This window comes from Flavobacterium notoginsengisoli, assembly GCF_042686225.1.
In the GTDB taxonomy this organism is placed as follows: Bacteria; Bacteroidota; Bacteroidia; order Flavobacteriales; family Flavobacteriaceae; genus Flavobacterium; species Flavobacterium notoginsengisoli.
On the sequence record NZ_JBHUOT010000002.1, the window covers coordinates 301,451 to 319,482 of the forward strand.

Consider the following 18,032-nt stretch of genomic DNA (forward strand, 5'->3'; position numbering starts at 1 on the left):
GATTAATAGTTCGTAATTTGTTGATTTACTCTTTCTTTAATCCTATTTACTAATTCATAAGGTTCTATTACTTTCGCTTTTTCACCAAAGGACAAAATACGCGTTTCTAGTTCGTAATTGATTATAACTTTTATTCTCACTTCCAGTGTTCCATCGTCTAGTAATTTACTTTTTTGAGACCAGTGCAAAGGTTTGGTTTGGATATAGGGTGCTTGTTCTTTACTAAAAATTAGTTTAACTTCTTCCAGTTCTTTATTTGGATCTTTTGAAACACCAATTATATCGTCAAAGAATTCTTGCCAGTCAGTCTTGTCCTTTTTATACTTTTCCTTTATTGTTTCAATACTGCCATTTATTCTGTCTAAGGCTAAATTCCAATGTGGATTTTGATTGAATTCGTTGTATCCAAAAACAAACCAACGGTTATTGTATTGTTTTAAGAAATAGGGATGAAAGATAACATCATAGGATTCTTTACCAAATGGTTCGTAATTTATTTTAAGAACCGTTTTATTAATAATAGCATTGAACAAAGGGGTAATATGGTCGTATCCCTTATAATCTATGTTAGATTCTAGCGACATAACCTTTTTTTCCTGATTTTTTAAACCAAATTTATCATTCAATAATGGTCCAAGTTGATTGACCCATTCAAACTCCGGACTACCTTCAAAACGGTTTAAAATCGATACAGCGTTTTTTAATTGTTCTGCTTCAGTATCGTTAAGAGGACTGCTATTTATAGAAAAGTTTCTATCTGTATATCTGTAATAGTAATTCCCATTAGAACCTTTTAACGCTTCAATAGGTGCATTGTAACCTGATTCGCGTTTCATAAAAGAGATATCCTTTCTTAGAGTCCTAATTTGAATTCCATCACTATTTGGATCGTATTCCCTTAAAGCTTCATTGACTGCATCTAATAAATCATCGATAGTGTATTCTTTTCCAGTGTTTTGAAAACACTTATCTAGTTTATTATATCTTAGTATCTGGTGTTTAGTTGTAAACATATTTACTTTTTGAAATTTAATTGTGTATACAATTTTCACTTCTTTTATTAATTTGTAAAATTAGTTTATATAAAATAAATAACCTATTTGAACATTTATTCATAGACTGAAGAATCATTTATTTTTATTCTATCTGCTTCTGGTTATAAGACGAGAATGCTTAAGAAGGTTATTTAAAAAATAGAAATTAGTTAATTTTATAGTGCTGAAATCCAACGGATTTAATTTGTTTTACAATAAACATATAACGAAATATTATAAAATAAAAAGAGACTCTTTTTGAGTCTCTACTAGAATTAATATATCTTTTATAAAAGCATTATTTTGCTTTTAGTAATTTCTCCAAATATTCGATTTTATCTTGCTCGGATTTTAATAACCTTTCATAAAGCTTTCTATTCTCTTCTACGGATTCTATAAGTTTATCCAAAGGATGAAAAGTACAATGATGTCCAGCATAAATTGGCCCTTTATTTTCAGTAAAAGTATTAAAGTAATTAAATACGCCTTCTTCTGAAAAATTCTTAATTGCTTCTACAGTTACACCTAAAGCTTTTGCTACTTCAACTAGTTTTTCTTCTTCTACCGTTTCGCTGTTTTCCATAATAGAAATCGCCTGCTGGTTTGTTCCCATAGCCTGTGCCAATGCTTCCTGTTTCATGTCTTTCAGTTCACGGATACGGCTGATTTTACGCCCCATGTGATTTGGTTTTGTTAATGTAGTCATAGCTCAAAGATAATATTTAAGAATAAAAAAGTAAGTCTGATGTATGATATAGAATTTTTACTGTACGGTATGATACAAATTGATACGGTACAGTACGACTAATCACTTACTTGGCTGTGTGTTAAACAAAAATACAATTTTTCACACAAGTATTAACTAAAAAAAGTAAAATTATGAAAACAATTGAGATTTCACAGCAAAAAGAAGTAATTCAGGTAATTACAGAGCACATCAAGACATCAGCAGTTTACTGTTTCGGCAGTAATGATATGGCTTACAGCTCAAGCAGAAAGGTTTATTCCGATTATGGGATCCAGAAAGAACATCTGCATTTGTACCTTTTGGTTTTTGTATCGGAAACTATAGAGAATGCAAGCAATGACATAAGCGATAAGATTAAAACGAAGACTCAAGGGGCTTTGACCACAACGATTCTTTTACATCATGTGCAGAGCCTGAAAAACCTTGGTCAAGACCAGCAGTTTTTCTTCTGGCAGATCATGCAGAATGCAGAGCTTTTATTTCAGGACATAAACAATCCTCCCTATTTAAATATAAATGAAACTCCAAAAAGGAACTTACAGCTTACATCAAATTATGTAGGAAGCAGGAGAAATATTATTGCTACAATCTGGGACTGGGTTTACAATGATGATGATGCTTCAAGTTCGGATGAGGTGAAAATGTTTTCCCTTCATCAGATAGTGGAGCAGACCTGCCTTTCCATGATCCGTGTTTTTACAGGCTACACCCCAAGCCATTTTGCAATGGAGCATCTGTTCAGCCTCTGCGAATACTTTTCAAGCATTACAGCAGATTTCTTTCCACGCCAGAGCAAGGAAGACAGAGCTATGTTCAGCCTGCTTAAACAGCAGTCCCACGTACTGCGTTTCGCCAAGGCTAACGATGTGGATTATCTCTATTACCAGCTTATGGAAGAAAGATGCGGGAAATTTAGAAAGCAGGCTAATATTCTGATACAAGATCAGCTTGACAGGCTGGAGAAAGCTGAAAAGGAAGTGCCTGAGAAAATAAAATAGCAGAAATTATGGAAACAAATGAAACCAGAACTGCGGATGAATTTATCAAAGAATTGAAAGAGAGTTTCTTTTTCAGAACCCTGACCCCGCAGAAAGACAAAGAAGGCGCTTATTATGCAAGCCTAAAATTCACAGGCTACATCAATCTGATGTTTACTGTGCAGGATCTTCTGAAAATAGCCCTCCACACGCTTGAGAATTCCGATCTGGAAAACTCCAGCAAGATTCAAGATCCCGCTTTCCATCTTACAAGCATTCTGGAAATTGCATTACAGCTCCTGCCATGCTCTGAATCCGAAGGGCTTGATAAACTGCACAAGCTTTATTTGGAGATCAATAAGGAAAATGATAACGGATAATTACTGGAAATTATGAAAAAGAATAAAATATCTTTCGAAACAAGATTCTGGGCAGGCTTCAGAACGGGAAACCCTTACAGCGCGTTAGATGCAGTTTTTGATTTTGCCCATCTTGATTACTATAAACAGAACCTAACCCAAGCAGTGCTCCACTGTTATAAGGGTAAAGTATATAAACAGGAAACTCCGTGCAACGTTTTTGTTTTTTATACTGCTGTGTGTTCGTTTGTAAGAGTCTGCTACTGGATGCTGGATAAAAGCAAAAAATGGAAAGTGAAAGAGTCAACCCGCTCTGAAACGGTATTTCATCTTTCTTCCCTGACCAAAGAAGAATACGACAATCCTTATCTGGCGATTCAAAATGCATTTGAAGAGAAAACACTGCAGGAGTTTGAATTCTTCTTAAGCGAAATCACAGAGCTCTCATTATCTCCTTTCGGTTCAGATCCCGACTCTGATATAACCACTCCATATATCCACTTGATAAAACTGCTGGATGCAGGAGAGCTTGTCAATGAAAGAGGCATTGAAAAAACAAAAAAGTAACATGATATGAAAAAGAATATAAAATCCTTTGAAACCAAGTTTTGGGCAGGCTATGAGATCAAAAATCCTTTTGAGGTTATGGATGCTTTTTTTGACTTTGCCCATCTTGATTCATATAAGGAAGTGCTCAGTGAGACGTTTCTGTATATCCATAAAACAGAAGTATGCAGGATAAGATATCCCGGACAGGTGCTGGTTTTTCGAAGTGCTTTCAGCTCTTTTGTGAAAGCATGTTTTCTTCTGCAGTACAAAAACAGAAAATGGAAAGTTAAAGAATCATGTGCCTGTAAGTCAAAACTTGACATGGCTTCACTGACTGAGCAGGAGTATGAGAATCCATTCACAGTATTTCAAAAAGCATTTGAGCAGAATACTATAGATAAATTTGAATTTTTCCTTTTTGAAATCTCGCACCTGTCACTCTCTCCATTTACGGAGGAATTTGATTATGATCTCATAACTCCCTATATCTATCTTGTTAAGATGCTTGATGCAAGCCAGCTTATGCGAGATAGAGGGATTGAAAAAATAAAAAAAGTGAGCCTGAGTACAGACATTGCAGAACAATGAAATTACTGCATCATCCAGAGAGAATCGATTTAACTGATAAAATACAATGATATGGGAAAAAATAAAATCAAATTAAGTGATATGGTTGAGAATCCAGAGCATTATTTTGTAATTCTCAAGCCGGCATCAAAAACAAGAAAAGATGTATACAATCTCAACATAAATGTTAGTGGATATTCTGATCTTTTTACCATGATTATGGATCTGCTTAAGGCAGGAATGCTGGCTTTGGAAGGAATTGAAATAAGCGAGAATAATCACAAGCAGACTGAAAGATATGTCTACAGTCTTCTCAAAGTGATTGAAATGCTGATTCCATTGGAAGAGGGTGATCTGCTGGACATCCTCCACAGGAAATATTTAAAGCAGAATAAAAAAAGCAGTGCGGACTGATTTTTGCGTTATTAATTTTTAAAAAAATGCCGACTTCGGAGGTGTTTTCCAGCCCCGCAGGGCAAGTTGTTTTGAGATGCTGAATTCATTTCAAGCATCTCAAAACACAACTTGCTATTTTCTCTCGAAAATATTATTACTGATGATTATTATTTGAAAGGGCTGAAGCCCTTTTTTTTTCTAATGGCAATGAAATAATTATTTTACTGAAGTAATGAAATACTGGCTGTACATTACAGTCTTAGCACAATGCAGGTTTTAATAAAGTGGGAAAAGATATTGGCGTACAAATAGAAAAATATGTATGCAGGCAGGCGGGCAATTCCACAGGTATCCTTTCATTCAGGTACTCAAGTAATCATGTTTTCAAATGCGCATGTAAGCATGTACGCAGGTTGGCATTCCTGCCTGCACGCCTGCACGCAGTCCCGTACTCAAGTAATCAAGCCTGCAAGTATATACAAAGGTCAGCAGGTACTCAGGCATTCAAGCAGTTCCAGCAAAAAGAAATATTTTCCCAAAAGAAACAGAAAAACGGAAAAAAGAAAAAGAAAGCAATTTTACAGGACGGGATGCAGGCAGACAAAAAGGAAACGGAATAAGTCCCGAAGGGTGGTTTGTGAGGCACGAGCAAAACGTTATGCCGTAGTCTTTTTGGCAGACTGAATCAGCCCGTCATACCTTTGTTTTCTTTTTATTTCTTTTGGTAAAATTATAAAGTAAAAGAATCTTGTGTTTAAGTGAAGATGCAGGATTAAATCCAGTGATAGGGTTTGTCCTTGCGGTTGAGGTAACAGTACATTTCTTCCTTCTGGAGCTCGGGAAAGAATTTTAAAGCGCGGTCAATGGCATAATTGGGAAGGAAATAAATTTCCTTACGAATAGCTTTTATAACTTTTTCATGTCCATAAAAGCGTACGATTTCATCCATTTCATCCTGCCCTCCACGTTCTATGATACGTGCGATAATAGTTTTGTAGGCTTTATCAAAGTCCATAGCATCGATATCGAAATCCCAAAAAAAGACCCGATCCAAATTAGGAATTCTATTATTTTTTTTAGCTACTGCCATGTAGTAAAAATACGTTTTTTAAGCTTAATAATCAAGTTTTATCTCCTAAATCCACGCCCTTTATTGGGTGGAGGCATCTGATTCTTTGGCTCAGAAAAATCAAAAGAAGGATTAAAAACTGCTTTTTTTATACGGTGGGTCATTTTTGCCCAGCTGGTTTCTTTCCCTTTCAATAGTTTGACTTTTTCTTCCCTGTCTATTTTTTCATGCTGCAGTAATGAATGCGCGACCAATGAGGGATTTCCATTGTATTTGTTCTGATAAGCATCTAGATAGGTCTTAAGCGGATGATACTCCAAAAGAAAATACATATCCACAAAATCTTTTATTCTTGTACCATTTTGAAATATAGCATGAAGCTTCATAGCACCTATGTCATGCAGAGATACCAGTCTGATTCCCTGCTGGGTTTGAACAGGTTTCTGCCACGGGTATTTATGAGCTAGAATATCTACTTTAACCTTGCCTATATCCAAAAGCATTGTGTTGTTCAACAGCTCCCTAACTGTAACTGGATGTTCCCTGCTTAAATGCGAAAGCATAGACTGTACATCAAAATCTTGCGTAGAGAAAAGGTCTAAATCGATACTTAATCGATGTCCTATCATAAGGCTTAATGCTGTGCCTCCTACAAGATTAAATTCTTTTAATTTTTCATCTTTCATAAGCCTTTGGAGAAGTTTCCACATCTGCTCGGTTACAGTTTCCTTGTGAAGCATAATTCTATATTTTCAGAAAAATTAATTCTGAAAAAGCCCTGCTCTTTAAGGGTGTCCTCTTATGGCTTTATTTGGCAGGGAACGTCGACTATTAAAGCTTTGAAATTTTTTTCAGGACGATTAAGCCAAATGCTTCCAAGCACTTCCACTAACTTCCAAATTGGAGTTTAACTGCTGATTATAAAATATATTGGATTTAATTTTTTTTAACGATACCCATAATTGAAGTCATGGAAAATGAACAAAAGAAGAACCCGCATAAAGGAGGCAGGCATCCCAAAATAGATCCTGCAATTCATCGCTATTCAATTAGTCTCAATGCTGAGGAAAATGCAAGGTTTCTGACCCTTTTTGAGAGCTCGGACATGAATGTAATGGCACATTTTATTACGGCTTGTATTTTTCAAAAAGGAATCAAGACAGTTAAGATTGATAAAGCGACAATGGACTATTACGTACTTCTAACTTCCTTATTCGGGCAGTTCCGCGCTATTGGGGTTAATTACAATCAGGTTGTAAAGATTATGCACCGCAATTTTTCTGAAAAGAAAGCTTCCGTGCATCTCTGCAAATTGGTAAATCAAACAATGGAGTTTGCTCTTTTAGCTCAAAAGATAATACAGCTTACAGCTGAATTTGAAGAGAAACACCTCAAAAAATGATTGCAAAAATAGGAAGAGGGAGCAGTCTGTACGGAGCATTAGCCTATAATTATCAAAAACTTGAAAAAGAAAGTGCACAGGTTTTGTTTACCCAAAAAATAATCCAATCCCCTGATGGTAGTTATTCCTTAGAACAGCTCTCCCGATCTTTTGAACTGCACCTGCTGGCTAACAGAAAGACAGAAAAGCCGATACTTCATATCTCCTTAAATCCTGATCCGAAAGACAATTTAAGTGATACTGATTTTGAGAGTATGGCGCAGGACTATATGAGGCAGATGGGCTACGGTAATCAGCCTTTTGTGGTATTTAAACATACTGATATAGATCGTGCACATATTCATATGGTGTCTGTCTGCGTGGATGAGGACGGCAGGAAAATATCTGACAAGTTTGAAAAAAGGCGTTCTATGGCTCTCTGCCGTGAACTTGAAAAACAGTACGGTCTTATATCAGCTGTAGATAAACAACAGGAGGTGCACAACTTAACATTCAAACCAGTTGACTATAAGGCAGGAGATATAAAAAGCCAGATGGCTTCAGTACTGCGTTATCTGCCTAAATATTACCAGTTCCAGACCTTTGGAGGATATAATGCCGTGCTTTCGCTTTTTAATATTACTGCCCAGGAAGTCAAAGGGGAATATAACGGAATTCCAAAACAAGGATTGGTATATTTTGCATTGAATGAAAAGGGAGAAAAAGCAGGTAATCCTTTTAAGGCTTCTCTGTTTGGCAAAAATGCTGGTTATCTACAACTGCAATCCCAGTGCGACCAAAACAGAATAAAACTAAAGGACAGTTCTGCTAAGGAATCAGTTAAAGACAGGATCGAATCAGTATTGCAGACTGTATCAAACGAATTAGATTTTAGGAAAAAGCTGATGGAAGAAAGGATCAATATTGTTGTAAGGCGAAATGCTGAAGGAAGGATTTACGGCATCACTTTTATTGACCACAAATCCCGCAGTGTCTGGAACGGATCAGAGCTCGCTAAAAACCTTTCTGCTAATGTATTCAATGACTGGTGGAATAAAGGTAACAAAACAGATCTGGCTTTAAAAAATAATACCAAAGCAAAGGAGACTTTCCGTGAAGGTAATCAGATCAATCACGTAAATAGCCAGCCTGATTCGTTAGGAAAGGAAAATGCGCCTTCCAGCGAACAGGAGAATAATGTTTTTGAAACATTTGGAAGCTTACTGCCTCTGGCTCAGGGAGAAGATTTTCAGGAAACTGATTTTGCCAATCAGTTGAAACGAAAGGCTAACCGCAGGAAACCAAAGTTTTAAATATGTTTCTGGAATTTATAATTTAAATCAAATGTATGAAACACAAATTTCAATGTACTGTATATAAAGGATTGATAGGATACATCCTTAACATTTAATTAATTGCATTAAATATTTGCTAAATATAATAACATTAAAATACAAAGGGTATCAGCAGTGCCAGTAATGAAGTAATTTATAGCATGCATTTTCATTTAAAGAATGTATAATTAGTAGAGATTGTGAAAACGGTCTTTTGAAGTTTAAAGCAGAAGTTGACAGATAGTCAACGAATAACCTATTAAAAGAAGAATCATGGCAAGTAGAAGTTTGGTAAAGATACAGGTTGAAAGTCGGGATGTAACACTGGAACAAAAAGAAAGCAATTTTTGCGATCAGAAACAAAAAACTGAAAAATTAACTATCGAAGAATTAAGAAGCATTAAAGGTTTTGAAACAGTATCAGAAAGGGAGGGACAGGATATAATTGAAAGCCTGTTCCGGTTAGCAGTAATAGTTTATAATTTTTAAACTAAAATTATAAGTAATGAAAACTTCCAGAAAGAAAAACTAACTCAAAAGGATGAGATTAAAGGAATTTGGAATGTAATTGGTAAGCTCTAAACAGCAGTCACTAAATAAAAGTCTGGAATAGCGTAAGGAATATCATTTACTTGGTATTGCTTACGCCATCCATCAGTTTTTGGATATCGTCATAGCGGTAATACATAAGTCCGCCAATTTTATTATAGGGAAGAGTGCCGTTTAATCTAAGATTCTGAAGAGTTCCAGCTGAAATACTTAGAAGTTTACGTACCTCATAACTTTTGAGCCATATGCGCGTTTCCTCACCTTTCTTGCGAGGATACTGCTGATATCGCTTAATTTCTTCCAGCAATTCTTTTTTAAACTTTTCAAGGTCGTCTCTCGTAATAAGGTCTACATTCATGATACTCACATTTAAATTAGTTTATCATCACAATAATGAAGTTGGTTTCAGATAAGAACAAAATAAAACCGTAATAGCATTAGAAGGCAAAATGGTGTACCGTTTGGCAGGCTTTTGCTCTTTTTTTCTGTTAAAGCGTCATTTGATGTTTTTAAGTAAATTTTTCAGTTATCAAACATTAGTATTGTAAAATATATAAGAATGGGGTTAATCATCAAAGATCAAAGCTTTGTAGGTAATGGATATTGGCAATATAATCTCAGTTATAATTCAATAATATTAGTTTCACAATAAGGTGTTTTTAAAAGTGAATTAAAAGCAACAGTTTAATTTATCATGGAAATGAATATCAAATATAGACTAACAATTAAAGCATAAAGAAAGGAGGTTTAAAATGATCGATAATCGACAAGAAAATACTGATGAGGAAAATAGTATTTCAAAAACTTATGATGATTTGGAGCGTGAGAAAGAAGAAAGATTTGTAAAATTAATGATAGAGATTATAGTTTCACTGACATTAAAAGAATTGTATGGTGAAGATAATGATGATTCACTCACGCCAAAAGCAGATAGAAAAAGCTGATATATCGCTGTCTTTTGTTTGTATTAAGGATAGTAAAAAATACTAAAGCCTTTTTTATAGGTTCAAATTACTTTTTTTTTGGATGATGAAGATTTGAACCTATAAAAAAAACTCATGGGATTAGGGATATTAGGACACGTTTGCAGACATCCGCTGTTCCAGCTTGCGCATATCCTCGCTGAGTTTTTGTTCAACCACCTTAGCATAGATTTGAGTAGTGCGAATGCTTGTGTGCCCAAGCATTTTGGATACGCTTTCAATAGGCACTCCATTGCTCAGGGTAATAGTAGTTGCAAAAGTATGACGGGCAATATGGTAGGTAAGAATTTTTGTTATACCGCAGATGTCAGCAATTTCTTTTAGATAGCCGTTCATTCGCTGGTTTGAAATTACGGGGAATACGGTGCCGTTATTCAGCGCCCTTGGGTCATCACGGTATTTTTCCATTAAATCAGTTGCCTGTGGAAGTAGAGGCACAAGCACCCCTGTGTCAGTTTTTGCCCTGGTTGTAGATATCCATAGACACCCGTCTATGCCTGTGACAATCTTGTTTGGAGTTAGTTCAGCGAGTTCAATATACGAGAGACCCGTATAACAGCTAAACAGAAACATATCCCTGACATGTCTAAGACGCTCAATGGAAAACTCTTTGTATGCCAGTGCTGTAAGCTCTTTACCGTTCAATGAATGCCGTTCCACTTTGTCAAAATGTTTTTTGAAGCTGGCAAAAGGATCTTTGACCAGCCAATCCAGCTTGACAGCCATATTTATCATTTTTCGCAATCTTTCGATATGCTTCATGATGCCGTTGTTATTAAGTGGCTTCTGATGATCCTTGGGAACATAATTAAATAGATAGCGTTCAAAATCCAGAATAAATTTGTACTTAAGCTGAGAAAGGGCAATATCATTTCTGTAGAGTTTCTCCCTCAGGAATGTTTTTAAATACCGTTGCGTGGTATGGTAATTCTTCATGGTTCCCTGAGCAAGTTTATGCATCTGCTGTTCATTATGATATTCCATCAGAGCCATTAGGGTTGGAGTTGTATTGTCCGTGCCCATTACACGGTCGCGTATCGCAGGGCCGTCTATAGCATCATCATTCAATAGCATCTGCTGATAGGTGTTTATAATTTTTGCCTTGAACTGGTTAAGAAAAATGTTGAGTTCTGTAATTTCCTTGCGGTTTCCTTTAGCCATGCCTTTTCTTTCATCCCATTCGGTTGCCTTAACGGAACGCTTGACTGAAATCTCAGTCCGTTTTCCATTTACCGTTACTCGGGCACAGATAGGAGCCGAACCTTGGATCGTGGTTTTTTGGGTCTTTAGGTAGAAGAGGACCCCGAATGTAATTCCTGCTGTTTTCATATCTCAAAAATTTAATGTTTCAGATCATTTGCACATTAAAATGGGTCCCAACAGTGCTCGCTTTTAAGAACAGTACGTACACTATTTAGGAAGCATCAAATGTTAAAATTTGAGTACAATTGACTGATAATTAAATGATTAAATTTTTTTGTGAGACCTAAAGGTAAAAAAAGAAAAAGGGTAGCCGAATAGGTCCCATTTTGTTTGATATAACTTGAATATTTTGGAGTTGAATAAAAAGAAAAACCCCTTAAATCATACGATTTAAGGGGTTTTGACTGCCTTTGAAAGGCTCATTAGTCGTCCTGTCGGGACAATTTTCGAACCATTTTATTAATGATTTAAAACTGTTGTTGTCCGATATTGACTTTTAATATCATAGAAAATTCAAGTAAATGAACTTTATCTTTTTTTATTAACGGTGCAAAAATATGCATTTATAGTAATACAAAGCAACAATTTCGTTGCGAAAATTTCGAAATAATTTATAAAAAACTCTATGCCAATACTTTAATTAAAATTATAAGACAATTTTAAAGCATAAAAGATTAATTTAATCAGTATTTGCAAATAATATGAGTTCTATAAACGCTAAAAATGTTATTGGTAATAATTTAGTAAATTGTATTTACAGCATTTAATTTTTATATAACTATACATACATAACTTCATTTAGTGTATGAAATGTCACACATTTAAACTCTGTTTTCATTTTTCGTCCTGCTCATCCATTCTTTTGATAAGTGCATCGCGAAGACTATCGAGAAATTTGGTTCGATTTATCTTCCTTCCTTTTAATTCTAAATAAGAATGATAGAAGTCTCCTAAATCAATATTAAACATATTCTCAAATGTTTTTGCTATAACCTTAATATCAATATTACCATTTTCAATTGAACCATTGGAATGTAGAGAATAGATTAACTCAACCAAAGCTGTTTTACTACCAGTCCAATTTAAACTTAAATTTTTTGATATATGTTTTTTATTATTGTTATTCAATTGGTCTTCAAGATATACCTGTATTAAATCGTTGGCAATAATTTTAGCTACTTTATAATCGTGTGAGGTTGCAAATTTATGATCTGCTTCAAAATAATAAGTATCTAAGCTTAATTTTATATCATGATTTCCTCTGATAAAGTATTTTTTATCTAAATGGGTGCTATTAGTTCTGTAGTATTTATAAAATTCCAAATTAGCATCAAAAAAACGCTTGATCTTACTAAGCTCAAGATTGAGATATTGTTTAATAATTTTATCACCTCCTCTGGGCCGTTTTGTTTCAATTTTATATATAGAATTTAAATATATCAATTTTGAAACTAACTGAGGTTTAAGTTGTTTGAAAAAGAATATTTCTTCATCTTCATCTTTGAATCCTTTTTTCTTGACATATTCCTTTGCCGAATCAAGCCTTTGTAAAACTAATACAATAGCATTTTCATACAACTCTAACGAGTTATTGCTATGCTCGTAAGTCAGTTCAGTTATTCTATCATCCAATTCATTCATCAAAGAATGGCAATAATCTATCATTAAAACAAGGATTTTAAATTTAAAAACTGGCATAAAAAATAAAATGAGGTAATAATTGCAGGCATCCTACAATAAATTACCTCATTTTAAATTGCGATAGTACAATTATTTAAAAGAATACTATCCATTATCACTCTCAGGATAAAATATAGAGTGATAAATTACTCTGCTAAAGGTTCTGCTTTAAATCCTTTTCTCTTAACGATAGCGATGATCTCATCTTCTGTAATTCCTTCTGATTTTACAGTTAAGATTTTATCATTATTAGCTGTATCTACATTCCATTCACAGATACCTTCCGCACTGTCAAAATCTGCTTTTACTTTTGATACACATCCTCCACAATTAAGGTTTGTCTTGAATTGAAATTCTTTATTTTCCATTTTTTAATTTATTTATAATGTATATTTATACTACAAAATTCTGTATTTTCTTATTTTTTTTATTATGATATTCCTTGTTTGATTTACGATTTTTACTGATTTTTTTTAGTGTTTGTGATGATGATTATGACCTTCGCTCGTTTTGTTACCCTCAGCAACATGTACCGTAAAATCTACAGTGTGCACTTTATTACTAATCTTAAATTGCATCCACATTCTATATAAACCTGGTTTCTTGATTAGTGTTTCTGCATAAATCTGATAACTTTCATTAGACATTGGGTGAATATGCAAAAATTCTTTTTCAGCTTTGCTTATCATTACAATATGAGCTTTTGCTCCTAAATAGTTTTGCAATTCAGCGTCATTAATCTTGTTACCATTTTTTAGAATCTCAAATTGCAATGGCTGGCTTGTATTTGTTTTCAAATCTGCACCATTCAATAATTTGGCAGTATAACCATCTGATTCCGATTCAAATTTTGCATTTGTATCTAACTGTGCTATTTCTGTAGTATTTCCTACTACATTTAACGAATGTTTGTAAACATTCCCTTCCTCGTTCTCAGGCTTATAATCTACAAAAAATAAGTAGTCCCCAGCAGTTGGAAATATTTCATCAATAAGATAAGAACCGTCTTCTTGTTCAATGGGATGGATATGGTCAAACCAAGTTAGTTCTTCATTCACAACTAGAAGATGCATTTTCATTTCATGTACTTCTTCTAATGACACAACTTTATCTTCGTTCTTTACAATGATTTTAAACTGCGTCGATTTCCCTGCTTCAATAACTTCAGGTTCAGAAGATATAATCACATCAAAATGTTTTGCTGTTCCTTTATTTTCTGGAACTAAATTCATTCCACATTTTGAACATTTATCACCTTTATTCCCTTTGACTTCTGGGTGCATAGGGCAAATAAATATATTTTCGCTGCTGGATTGATGTTGTGTATTCATAATATTTTTTTTTAAAACGTTAATTATTTTGATATTATAACTTGATTCTTTTCTAATTACAAAGTTCCTTATTATTTCGTTTTTATTAGTTACGATTTTTTGGAAGATAATTGTGATTTTTACTGATTCTCGTGCGCGCTCTTATTTGTCATTGTAATTTTAATTACCGCAATTAATGTAATAAGAAGCATTGGAATTAAAACAATATTAATGCCATTCCAGCCCCAATTATTAAATAAACTTCCTGCAAAAAAACTGGCAATACTGATTACTGCAAAAACCGTGAAGTCATGAAATGCTTGTGTTTTTTCTTTCTCTTCAGGTCTATATACTTGTGTTAATAATGCGGATCCACCAATAAACAAGAAGTTCCAACCTAAACCAACAATAAATAATGCCGATACGAAATGTGTAAAATCGGTACCAGAAAGAGCAATGAAAATATAGAGAAACAAAATCGACAATCCAGTTGTAATGATTCTATAAACTCCAAATTTCTGAATGAGGATGCCTGTAAAAAATGAGGGCAAAAACATACCTAACACATGCCATTGAATTACAGTTGCCGAATCATCAGAACTATGACCGAAACCATGCATTGCAATAGGCGTAACCGTCATAGACATTCCCATCACCGCAAATGCTGTAGCTGATGAAAGCACAGCTAAAACGGCATCTTTACTTTTGAAAATTTCTTTTAATGAACGACCTTTTTTTAAAGATTCATTATTTCGAGCTACCGGCTTTGCTTGAAATTTAAGTAACGAAACTACTCCAAATGCCAAGACACTTAAAAGTACAATAGAAAAAAAAGAATATGCATAAGGCATGCTTCCCAAATGCTGTGTAAATCTTGCCAAATTAGGTCCCGCAAATGCTGCAACGACACCTCCGGCAATCACAAAAGAAATGGCTTTACTCTTTGCATTATCCGGCACAGAATCTGCAGCCGCAAAACGATAATACTGTGAAAACCCTTGATAAGCGCCAATCAACATATTTCCAATAGCAAAAATCCAGAACGAATTCTGAACAATTCCATACCAAGAAACTAAGCCAGCAAGAACGCCTATCAATGTTCCAATCATAAAGGCTTTCCTTTGACCTAAATTTTTAATAATTATTGACGCTGGAATCATCATAGCTGCTGCGCCAACTGTAATCATCGCAACTGGAATGGTTGACATGTTTTTATCAGAAGCCATAACCATTCCTACAATTCCTGAAAGTGTAATGACTAATATCGATGCGGTCTGAAATAATGCTTGTGATAAAAACAAGAGGTATACATTATTCCATTTTATTTTAGCTGTCATAATCTTAAAAATTTACAATACAAAATTGTCAAATTAGTTTAATCTTCTTGTTGTGATATTTCTTGTTTGATTTATGAGGTTTACTGATTATTCCGTACTTGTGTAAAATAAAAAACGGTTATGACGTAATGTAATAACCGTTTTTATTTCCCTTTGTTGTTAATATTAATAATTAACTGATAAACCTACTCCAAAGCCCATATCGCTATCATAATGTGTTCTCACACCGATATGTCTTGTAAGGATATATCGCAAATCTGCCATATATTCCATATCCGTATTTACCATAAACCCTGCTCGCAATCTTTTGGAAAGAGGTATATCCTCTCGCATTAGCGAAACACGAAAAATACCATCGTGATATACCTCCGCTTGTACATTAACCAACATAGGTAAGGTATACATAACACCAAGACTAAATGCTCCTCGTTTATCTTTTTTATTTACTTGTCCAAAAAGATTTTTTTCATGCTCATCCATTCCCATTTTACGATAACGCCAGTCGAAACCAATAAAAGGCATCAACCATTGCATTTTTCCTATATAACGACCAAAATGAGTTTCCACTTCGTAACCGTGCATATCATTGTAACCTAATCTCCATTCTGTACCCAAACTATATCGAGCATTCATAAACATCATTTCACCGTCATTACCATTGGTCGCAAAATCATTCTGAGCCATAAAATGGATCATATTACTTTCACGCTGTAACATTTTATAGGCTTTATCCTTATTGGGCAAATAAGGGTTTTTATAATCACCCACAGCAAAAACTTTGTTCATACCTGCCATCATGTGATACAATATATGACAATGAAAAAACCAATCACCTTCTTCATTTGCGAGGAATTCAATGGTATCGGTTTCCATCGGCATAATGTCAATGATGTTTTTCATCGGAGCGTTTTCTCCTTTATCGTTTAGTAATCTAAAATCGAATCCGTGTAAGTGAATAGGATGTCGCATCATCGAATTATTATAGAGTGTAATGCGCAATACTTCGCCTTTCTTTACAGGTATTTTATCGCTTTCAGATAGTACTTTATCATCCATACTCCATACATAACGGTTCATATTTCCGGTCAATGTAAACTTCAATTCTTTTACGGGTGCATTTTTAGGTAGTTCAGTATTATTTGGAGATTTCAGCATGGCATAATTAAGCGTTACAATCTCGCTTAATGCATTCGCATTATAGCGATTTGGATCTTCATTCATATTCATCTCACCATGGTTCATTTGACTATGATCGGTTTTTTCAGCACTTTGCTTCATGTTCATATCTCCATGATCCATTTTGCTATGATCCATAGCTTCGTCCATTTTCTTTACTTTTTTCTTTTCCTCGCCCGTAATCTCTGGATACATAACGACATTCATATCCATTTGATTCCAACTCATATTCATTCCCATATCATCAAGGTCCCCATTCATTTTCATCATATCGTTCATCATTTTCATGCCTTCAAAATATTTAAGACGAGGCATGGCACCCACCATTGTTTTCTCTCCATTCCCGATAAAGTAACTCGTAGATTGGGTACGATCTTCTGTTGTAGCCATGAACTCATAAGCTTTACCATCTTCGGGAATGGTAACCACCACATCATAGGTCTCGGAAACCGCAATTATTAGACGATCAACATCTATAGGTTCTACGTCATTTCCATCACTAGCCACCACTGTCATTTTACCACCAGCATATCTTAACCAGAAGTAGGACGATGCACCTCCGTTAGAAATGCGCAAACGTACTTTATCACCTGCTTTCAAAGGTTTACCATCAATTGATTTTAAATCTGTCAAATGATTTCCATTCATCAATACTTTGTCGTAGTAAACATCACTTACGTCCATCGCCATCATACGTTTCCATTCATTTTTCAGTTTTGTTTTGAAATTTCCTGTACGAATAGCTTCTGCATAACTTTGAGTAGCTCCTTTTTGTATAGCGAACCAGTCGCTTGCGTTATGTAGCATGCGATGAACGTTTTCCGGCTTAAGATTTGTCCATTCACTTAACATAATGGGTATTTCTGGCAAATCGTCAATCCCTTTTCTAAATGTTTTATCATCAGCTCTCTTATGCATGATAAAGCTCCCATACATACCTATCTGTTCTTGCAATCCTGAATGAGAATGATACCAATGCGTTCCAGTTTGAATAATAGGGAAACGATACGTAAAGGTTTCACCAGGTTCAATTGGCATTTGCGTTAAAAAAGGAACTCCGTCTTCTTTATTGGGTAGAAATAATCCGTGCCAATGCAATGAGGTACTTTCTTTAAGTTGATTATGTAACACTATTTCTGCCGTATCGCCTTCAGTAAATTCAAGTGTTGGCATTGGTATTTGCCCATTTACAGCGATTGCTCTTTTTTCTTTGCCTGCATAGTTTACGATGGTATCTTTTACATACAAATCGTAACGTACTACTTTTTGGGCTATACCGACCTGTGATATGAAGAGCGCTAACAGAGTTAGCAGCAACAACTTTTTGTGAAGAAATTTTTTATTATTCATTTTAAAAATCGCATTGGTTATACAAAGATT

At 34.6% G+C, this 18,032-nt stretch carries 21 protein-coding genes; 10 read left to right on the forward strand and 11 right to left on the reverse strand.

From position 1 onward, the window contains the following. Nucleotides 1-2 precede the first annotated feature (2 nt). Nucleotides 3-1,052, reverse strand: a complete 1,050-nt coding sequence (locus tag ACFS3A_RS06620) for a helix-turn-helix transcriptional regulator (RefSeq protein ID WP_379824643.1) — start codon at nucleotides 1,050-1,052, stop codon at nucleotides 3-5. Between the two features lie 280 nt (nucleotides 1,053-1,332). Continuing rightward, a complete protein-coding gene (locus ACFS3A_RS06625) occupies nucleotides 1,333-1,740 on the reverse strand; it encodes a helix-turn-helix domain-containing protein (RefSeq protein WP_379824644.1) in 408 nt (135 codons plus the stop codon). Between the two features lie 173 nt (nucleotides 1,741-1,913). Here ACFS3A_RS06625 and ACFS3A_RS06630 point away from each other — a divergent pair, with 173 nt between their 5' ends. The 6 genes from ACFS3A_RS06630 (at nucleotide 1,914) to ACFS3A_RS06655 (ending at nucleotide 5,250) form a co-directional block, all read left to right on the forward strand. Continuing rightward, a complete protein-coding gene (locus ACFS3A_RS06630) occupies nucleotides 1,914-2,780 on the forward strand; it encodes a hypothetical protein (protein WP_379824645.1) in 867 nt (288 codons plus the stop codon). A gap of 8 nt (nucleotides 2,781-2,788) precedes the next feature. Then, nucleotides 2,789-3,139, forward strand: coding sequence for a hypothetical protein (locus tag ACFS3A_RS06635; RefSeq protein ID WP_379824647.1), 351 nt, complete (start codon nucleotides 2,789-2,791; stop codon nucleotides 3,137-3,139). Nucleotides 3,140-3,151: 12 nt separating this feature from the next. Further along, the gene (locus ACFS3A_RS06640) at nucleotides 3,152-3,685 is read left to right on the forward strand and encodes a hypothetical protein (RefSeq protein WP_379824648.1); all 534 of its coding nucleotides are present in this window, start codon (nucleotides 3,152-3,154) and stop codon (nucleotides 3,683-3,685) included. A 6-nt stretch (nucleotides 3,686-3,691) separates the two neighbouring features. Beyond that, the gene (locus ACFS3A_RS06645) at nucleotides 3,692-4,255 is read left to right on the forward strand and encodes a hypothetical protein (RefSeq protein ID WP_379824649.1); all 564 of its coding nucleotides are present in this window, start codon (nucleotides 3,692-3,694) and stop codon (nucleotides 4,253-4,255) included. A 51-nt stretch (nucleotides 4,256-4,306) separates the two neighbouring features. Beyond that, nucleotides 4,307-4,648 (forward strand): hypothetical protein, encoded by a 342-nt coding sequence (locus ACFS3A_RS06650; protein ID WP_379824650.1) that lies wholly within the window; start codon nucleotides 4,307-4,309, stop codon nucleotides 4,646-4,648. Nucleotides 4,649-4,914: 266 nt separating this feature from the next. Next, entirely contained in the window at nucleotides 4,915-5,250 is a 336-nt protein-coding gene (locus ACFS3A_RS06655; RefSeq protein WP_379824652.1) for a hypothetical protein, read from the forward strand. Between the two features lie 152 nt (nucleotides 5,251-5,402). On the opposite strand, the gene ACFS3A_RS06660 is transcribed toward ACFS3A_RS06655, so the two are convergent. Continuing rightward, nucleotides 5,403-5,720, reverse strand: a complete 318-nt coding sequence (locus ACFS3A_RS06660) for a DUF6922 domain-containing protein (RefSeq protein ID WP_379824653.1) — start codon at nucleotides 5,718-5,720, stop codon at nucleotides 5,403-5,405. 38 nt (nucleotides 5,721-5,758) lie between these two features. After that, nucleotides 5,759-6,439, reverse strand: coding sequence for a nucleotidyl transferase AbiEii/AbiGii toxin family protein (locus ACFS3A_RS06665; protein WP_379824654.1), 681 nt, complete (start codon nucleotides 6,437-6,439; stop codon nucleotides 5,759-5,761). 230 nt (nucleotides 6,440-6,669) lie between these two features. Between ACFS3A_RS06665 and mobA the strand changes: the two genes are divergently transcribed. The 3 genes from mobA to ACFS3A_RS06680 all read left to right on the forward strand — a co-directional run bounded on the left by mobA (nucleotide 6,670) and on the right by ACFS3A_RS06680 (nucleotide 8,903). Next, entirely contained in the window at nucleotides 6,670-7,101 is a 432-nt protein-coding gene (mobA, locus tag ACFS3A_RS06670; RefSeq protein ID WP_379824655.1) for a conjugal transfer protein MobA, read from the forward strand. Then, nucleotides 7,098-8,393, forward strand: a complete 1,296-nt coding sequence (gene mobB, locus ACFS3A_RS06675) for a conjugal transfer protein MobB (RefSeq protein WP_379824656.1) — start codon at nucleotides 7,098-7,100, stop codon at nucleotides 8,391-8,393. Before mobA ends, mobB begins: the two co-directional genes overlap by 4 nt. 294 nt (nucleotides 8,394-8,687) lie before the next feature. Further along, nucleotides 8,688-8,903 (forward strand): hypothetical protein, encoded by a 216-nt coding sequence (locus ACFS3A_RS06680; RefSeq protein ID WP_379824657.1) that lies wholly within the window; start codon nucleotides 8,688-8,690, stop codon nucleotides 8,901-8,903. Between the two features lie 139 nt (nucleotides 8,904-9,042). On the opposite strand, the gene ACFS3A_RS06685 is transcribed toward ACFS3A_RS06680, so the two are convergent. Then, nucleotides 9,043-9,321, reverse strand: coding sequence for a helix-turn-helix domain-containing protein (locus ACFS3A_RS06685; RefSeq protein ID WP_379824658.1), 279 nt, complete (start codon nucleotides 9,319-9,321; stop codon nucleotides 9,043-9,045). Nucleotides 9,322-9,715: 394 nt separating this feature from the next. Here ACFS3A_RS06685 and ACFS3A_RS06690 point away from each other — a divergent pair, with 394 nt between their 5' ends. Next, nucleotides 9,716-9,907 (forward strand): hypothetical protein, encoded by a 192-nt coding sequence (locus ACFS3A_RS06690; RefSeq protein ID WP_379824659.1) that lies wholly within the window; start codon nucleotides 9,716-9,718, stop codon nucleotides 9,905-9,907. 129 nt (nucleotides 9,908-10,036) lie between these two features. Here ACFS3A_RS06690 and ACFS3A_RS06695 read toward each other — a convergent pair whose 3' ends face one another. From ACFS3A_RS06695 to ACFS3A_RS06720, 6 genes are all read right to left on the reverse strand, one after another. Then, nucleotides 10,037-11,275 (reverse strand): site-specific integrase, encoded by a 1,239-nt coding sequence (locus tag ACFS3A_RS06695; protein WP_379824660.1) that lies wholly within the window; start codon nucleotides 11,273-11,275, stop codon nucleotides 10,037-10,039. 708 nt (nucleotides 11,276-11,983) lie between these two features. Then, on the reverse strand, nucleotides 11,984-12,814 hold the full coding sequence (locus ACFS3A_RS06700; protein WP_038330969.1) for an RteC domain-containing protein: 831 nt from the start codon (nucleotides 12,812-12,814) through the stop codon (nucleotides 11,984-11,986). Between the two features lie 161 nt (nucleotides 12,815-12,975). Beyond that, nucleotides 12,976-13,197 carry a heavy-metal-associated domain-containing protein gene (locus ACFS3A_RS06705; protein ID WP_038330965.1) on the reverse strand — a complete coding sequence of 74 codons (222 nt, stop codon included), beginning with the start codon at nucleotides 13,195-13,197 and terminating at the stop codon, nucleotides 12,976-12,978. Nucleotides 13,198-13,302: 105 nt separating this feature from the next. Further along, entirely contained in the window at nucleotides 13,303-14,160 is an 858-nt protein-coding gene (locus ACFS3A_RS06710; RefSeq protein WP_228388405.1) for a heavy metal-binding domain-containing protein, read from the reverse strand. 119 nt (nucleotides 14,161-14,279) lie between these two features. Then, the gene (locus ACFS3A_RS06715; protein WP_038330962.1) at nucleotides 14,280-15,476 is read right to left on the reverse strand and encodes an MFS transporter; all 1,197 of its coding nucleotides are present in this window, start codon (nucleotides 15,474-15,476) and stop codon (nucleotides 14,280-14,282) included. A 165-nt stretch (nucleotides 15,477-15,641) separates the two neighbouring features. Further along, entirely contained in the window at nucleotides 15,642-18,002 is a 2,361-nt protein-coding gene (locus ACFS3A_RS06720; RefSeq protein ID WP_065720926.1) for a multicopper oxidase domain-containing protein, read from the reverse strand. Nucleotides 18,003-18,032: the final 30 nt, after the last annotated feature.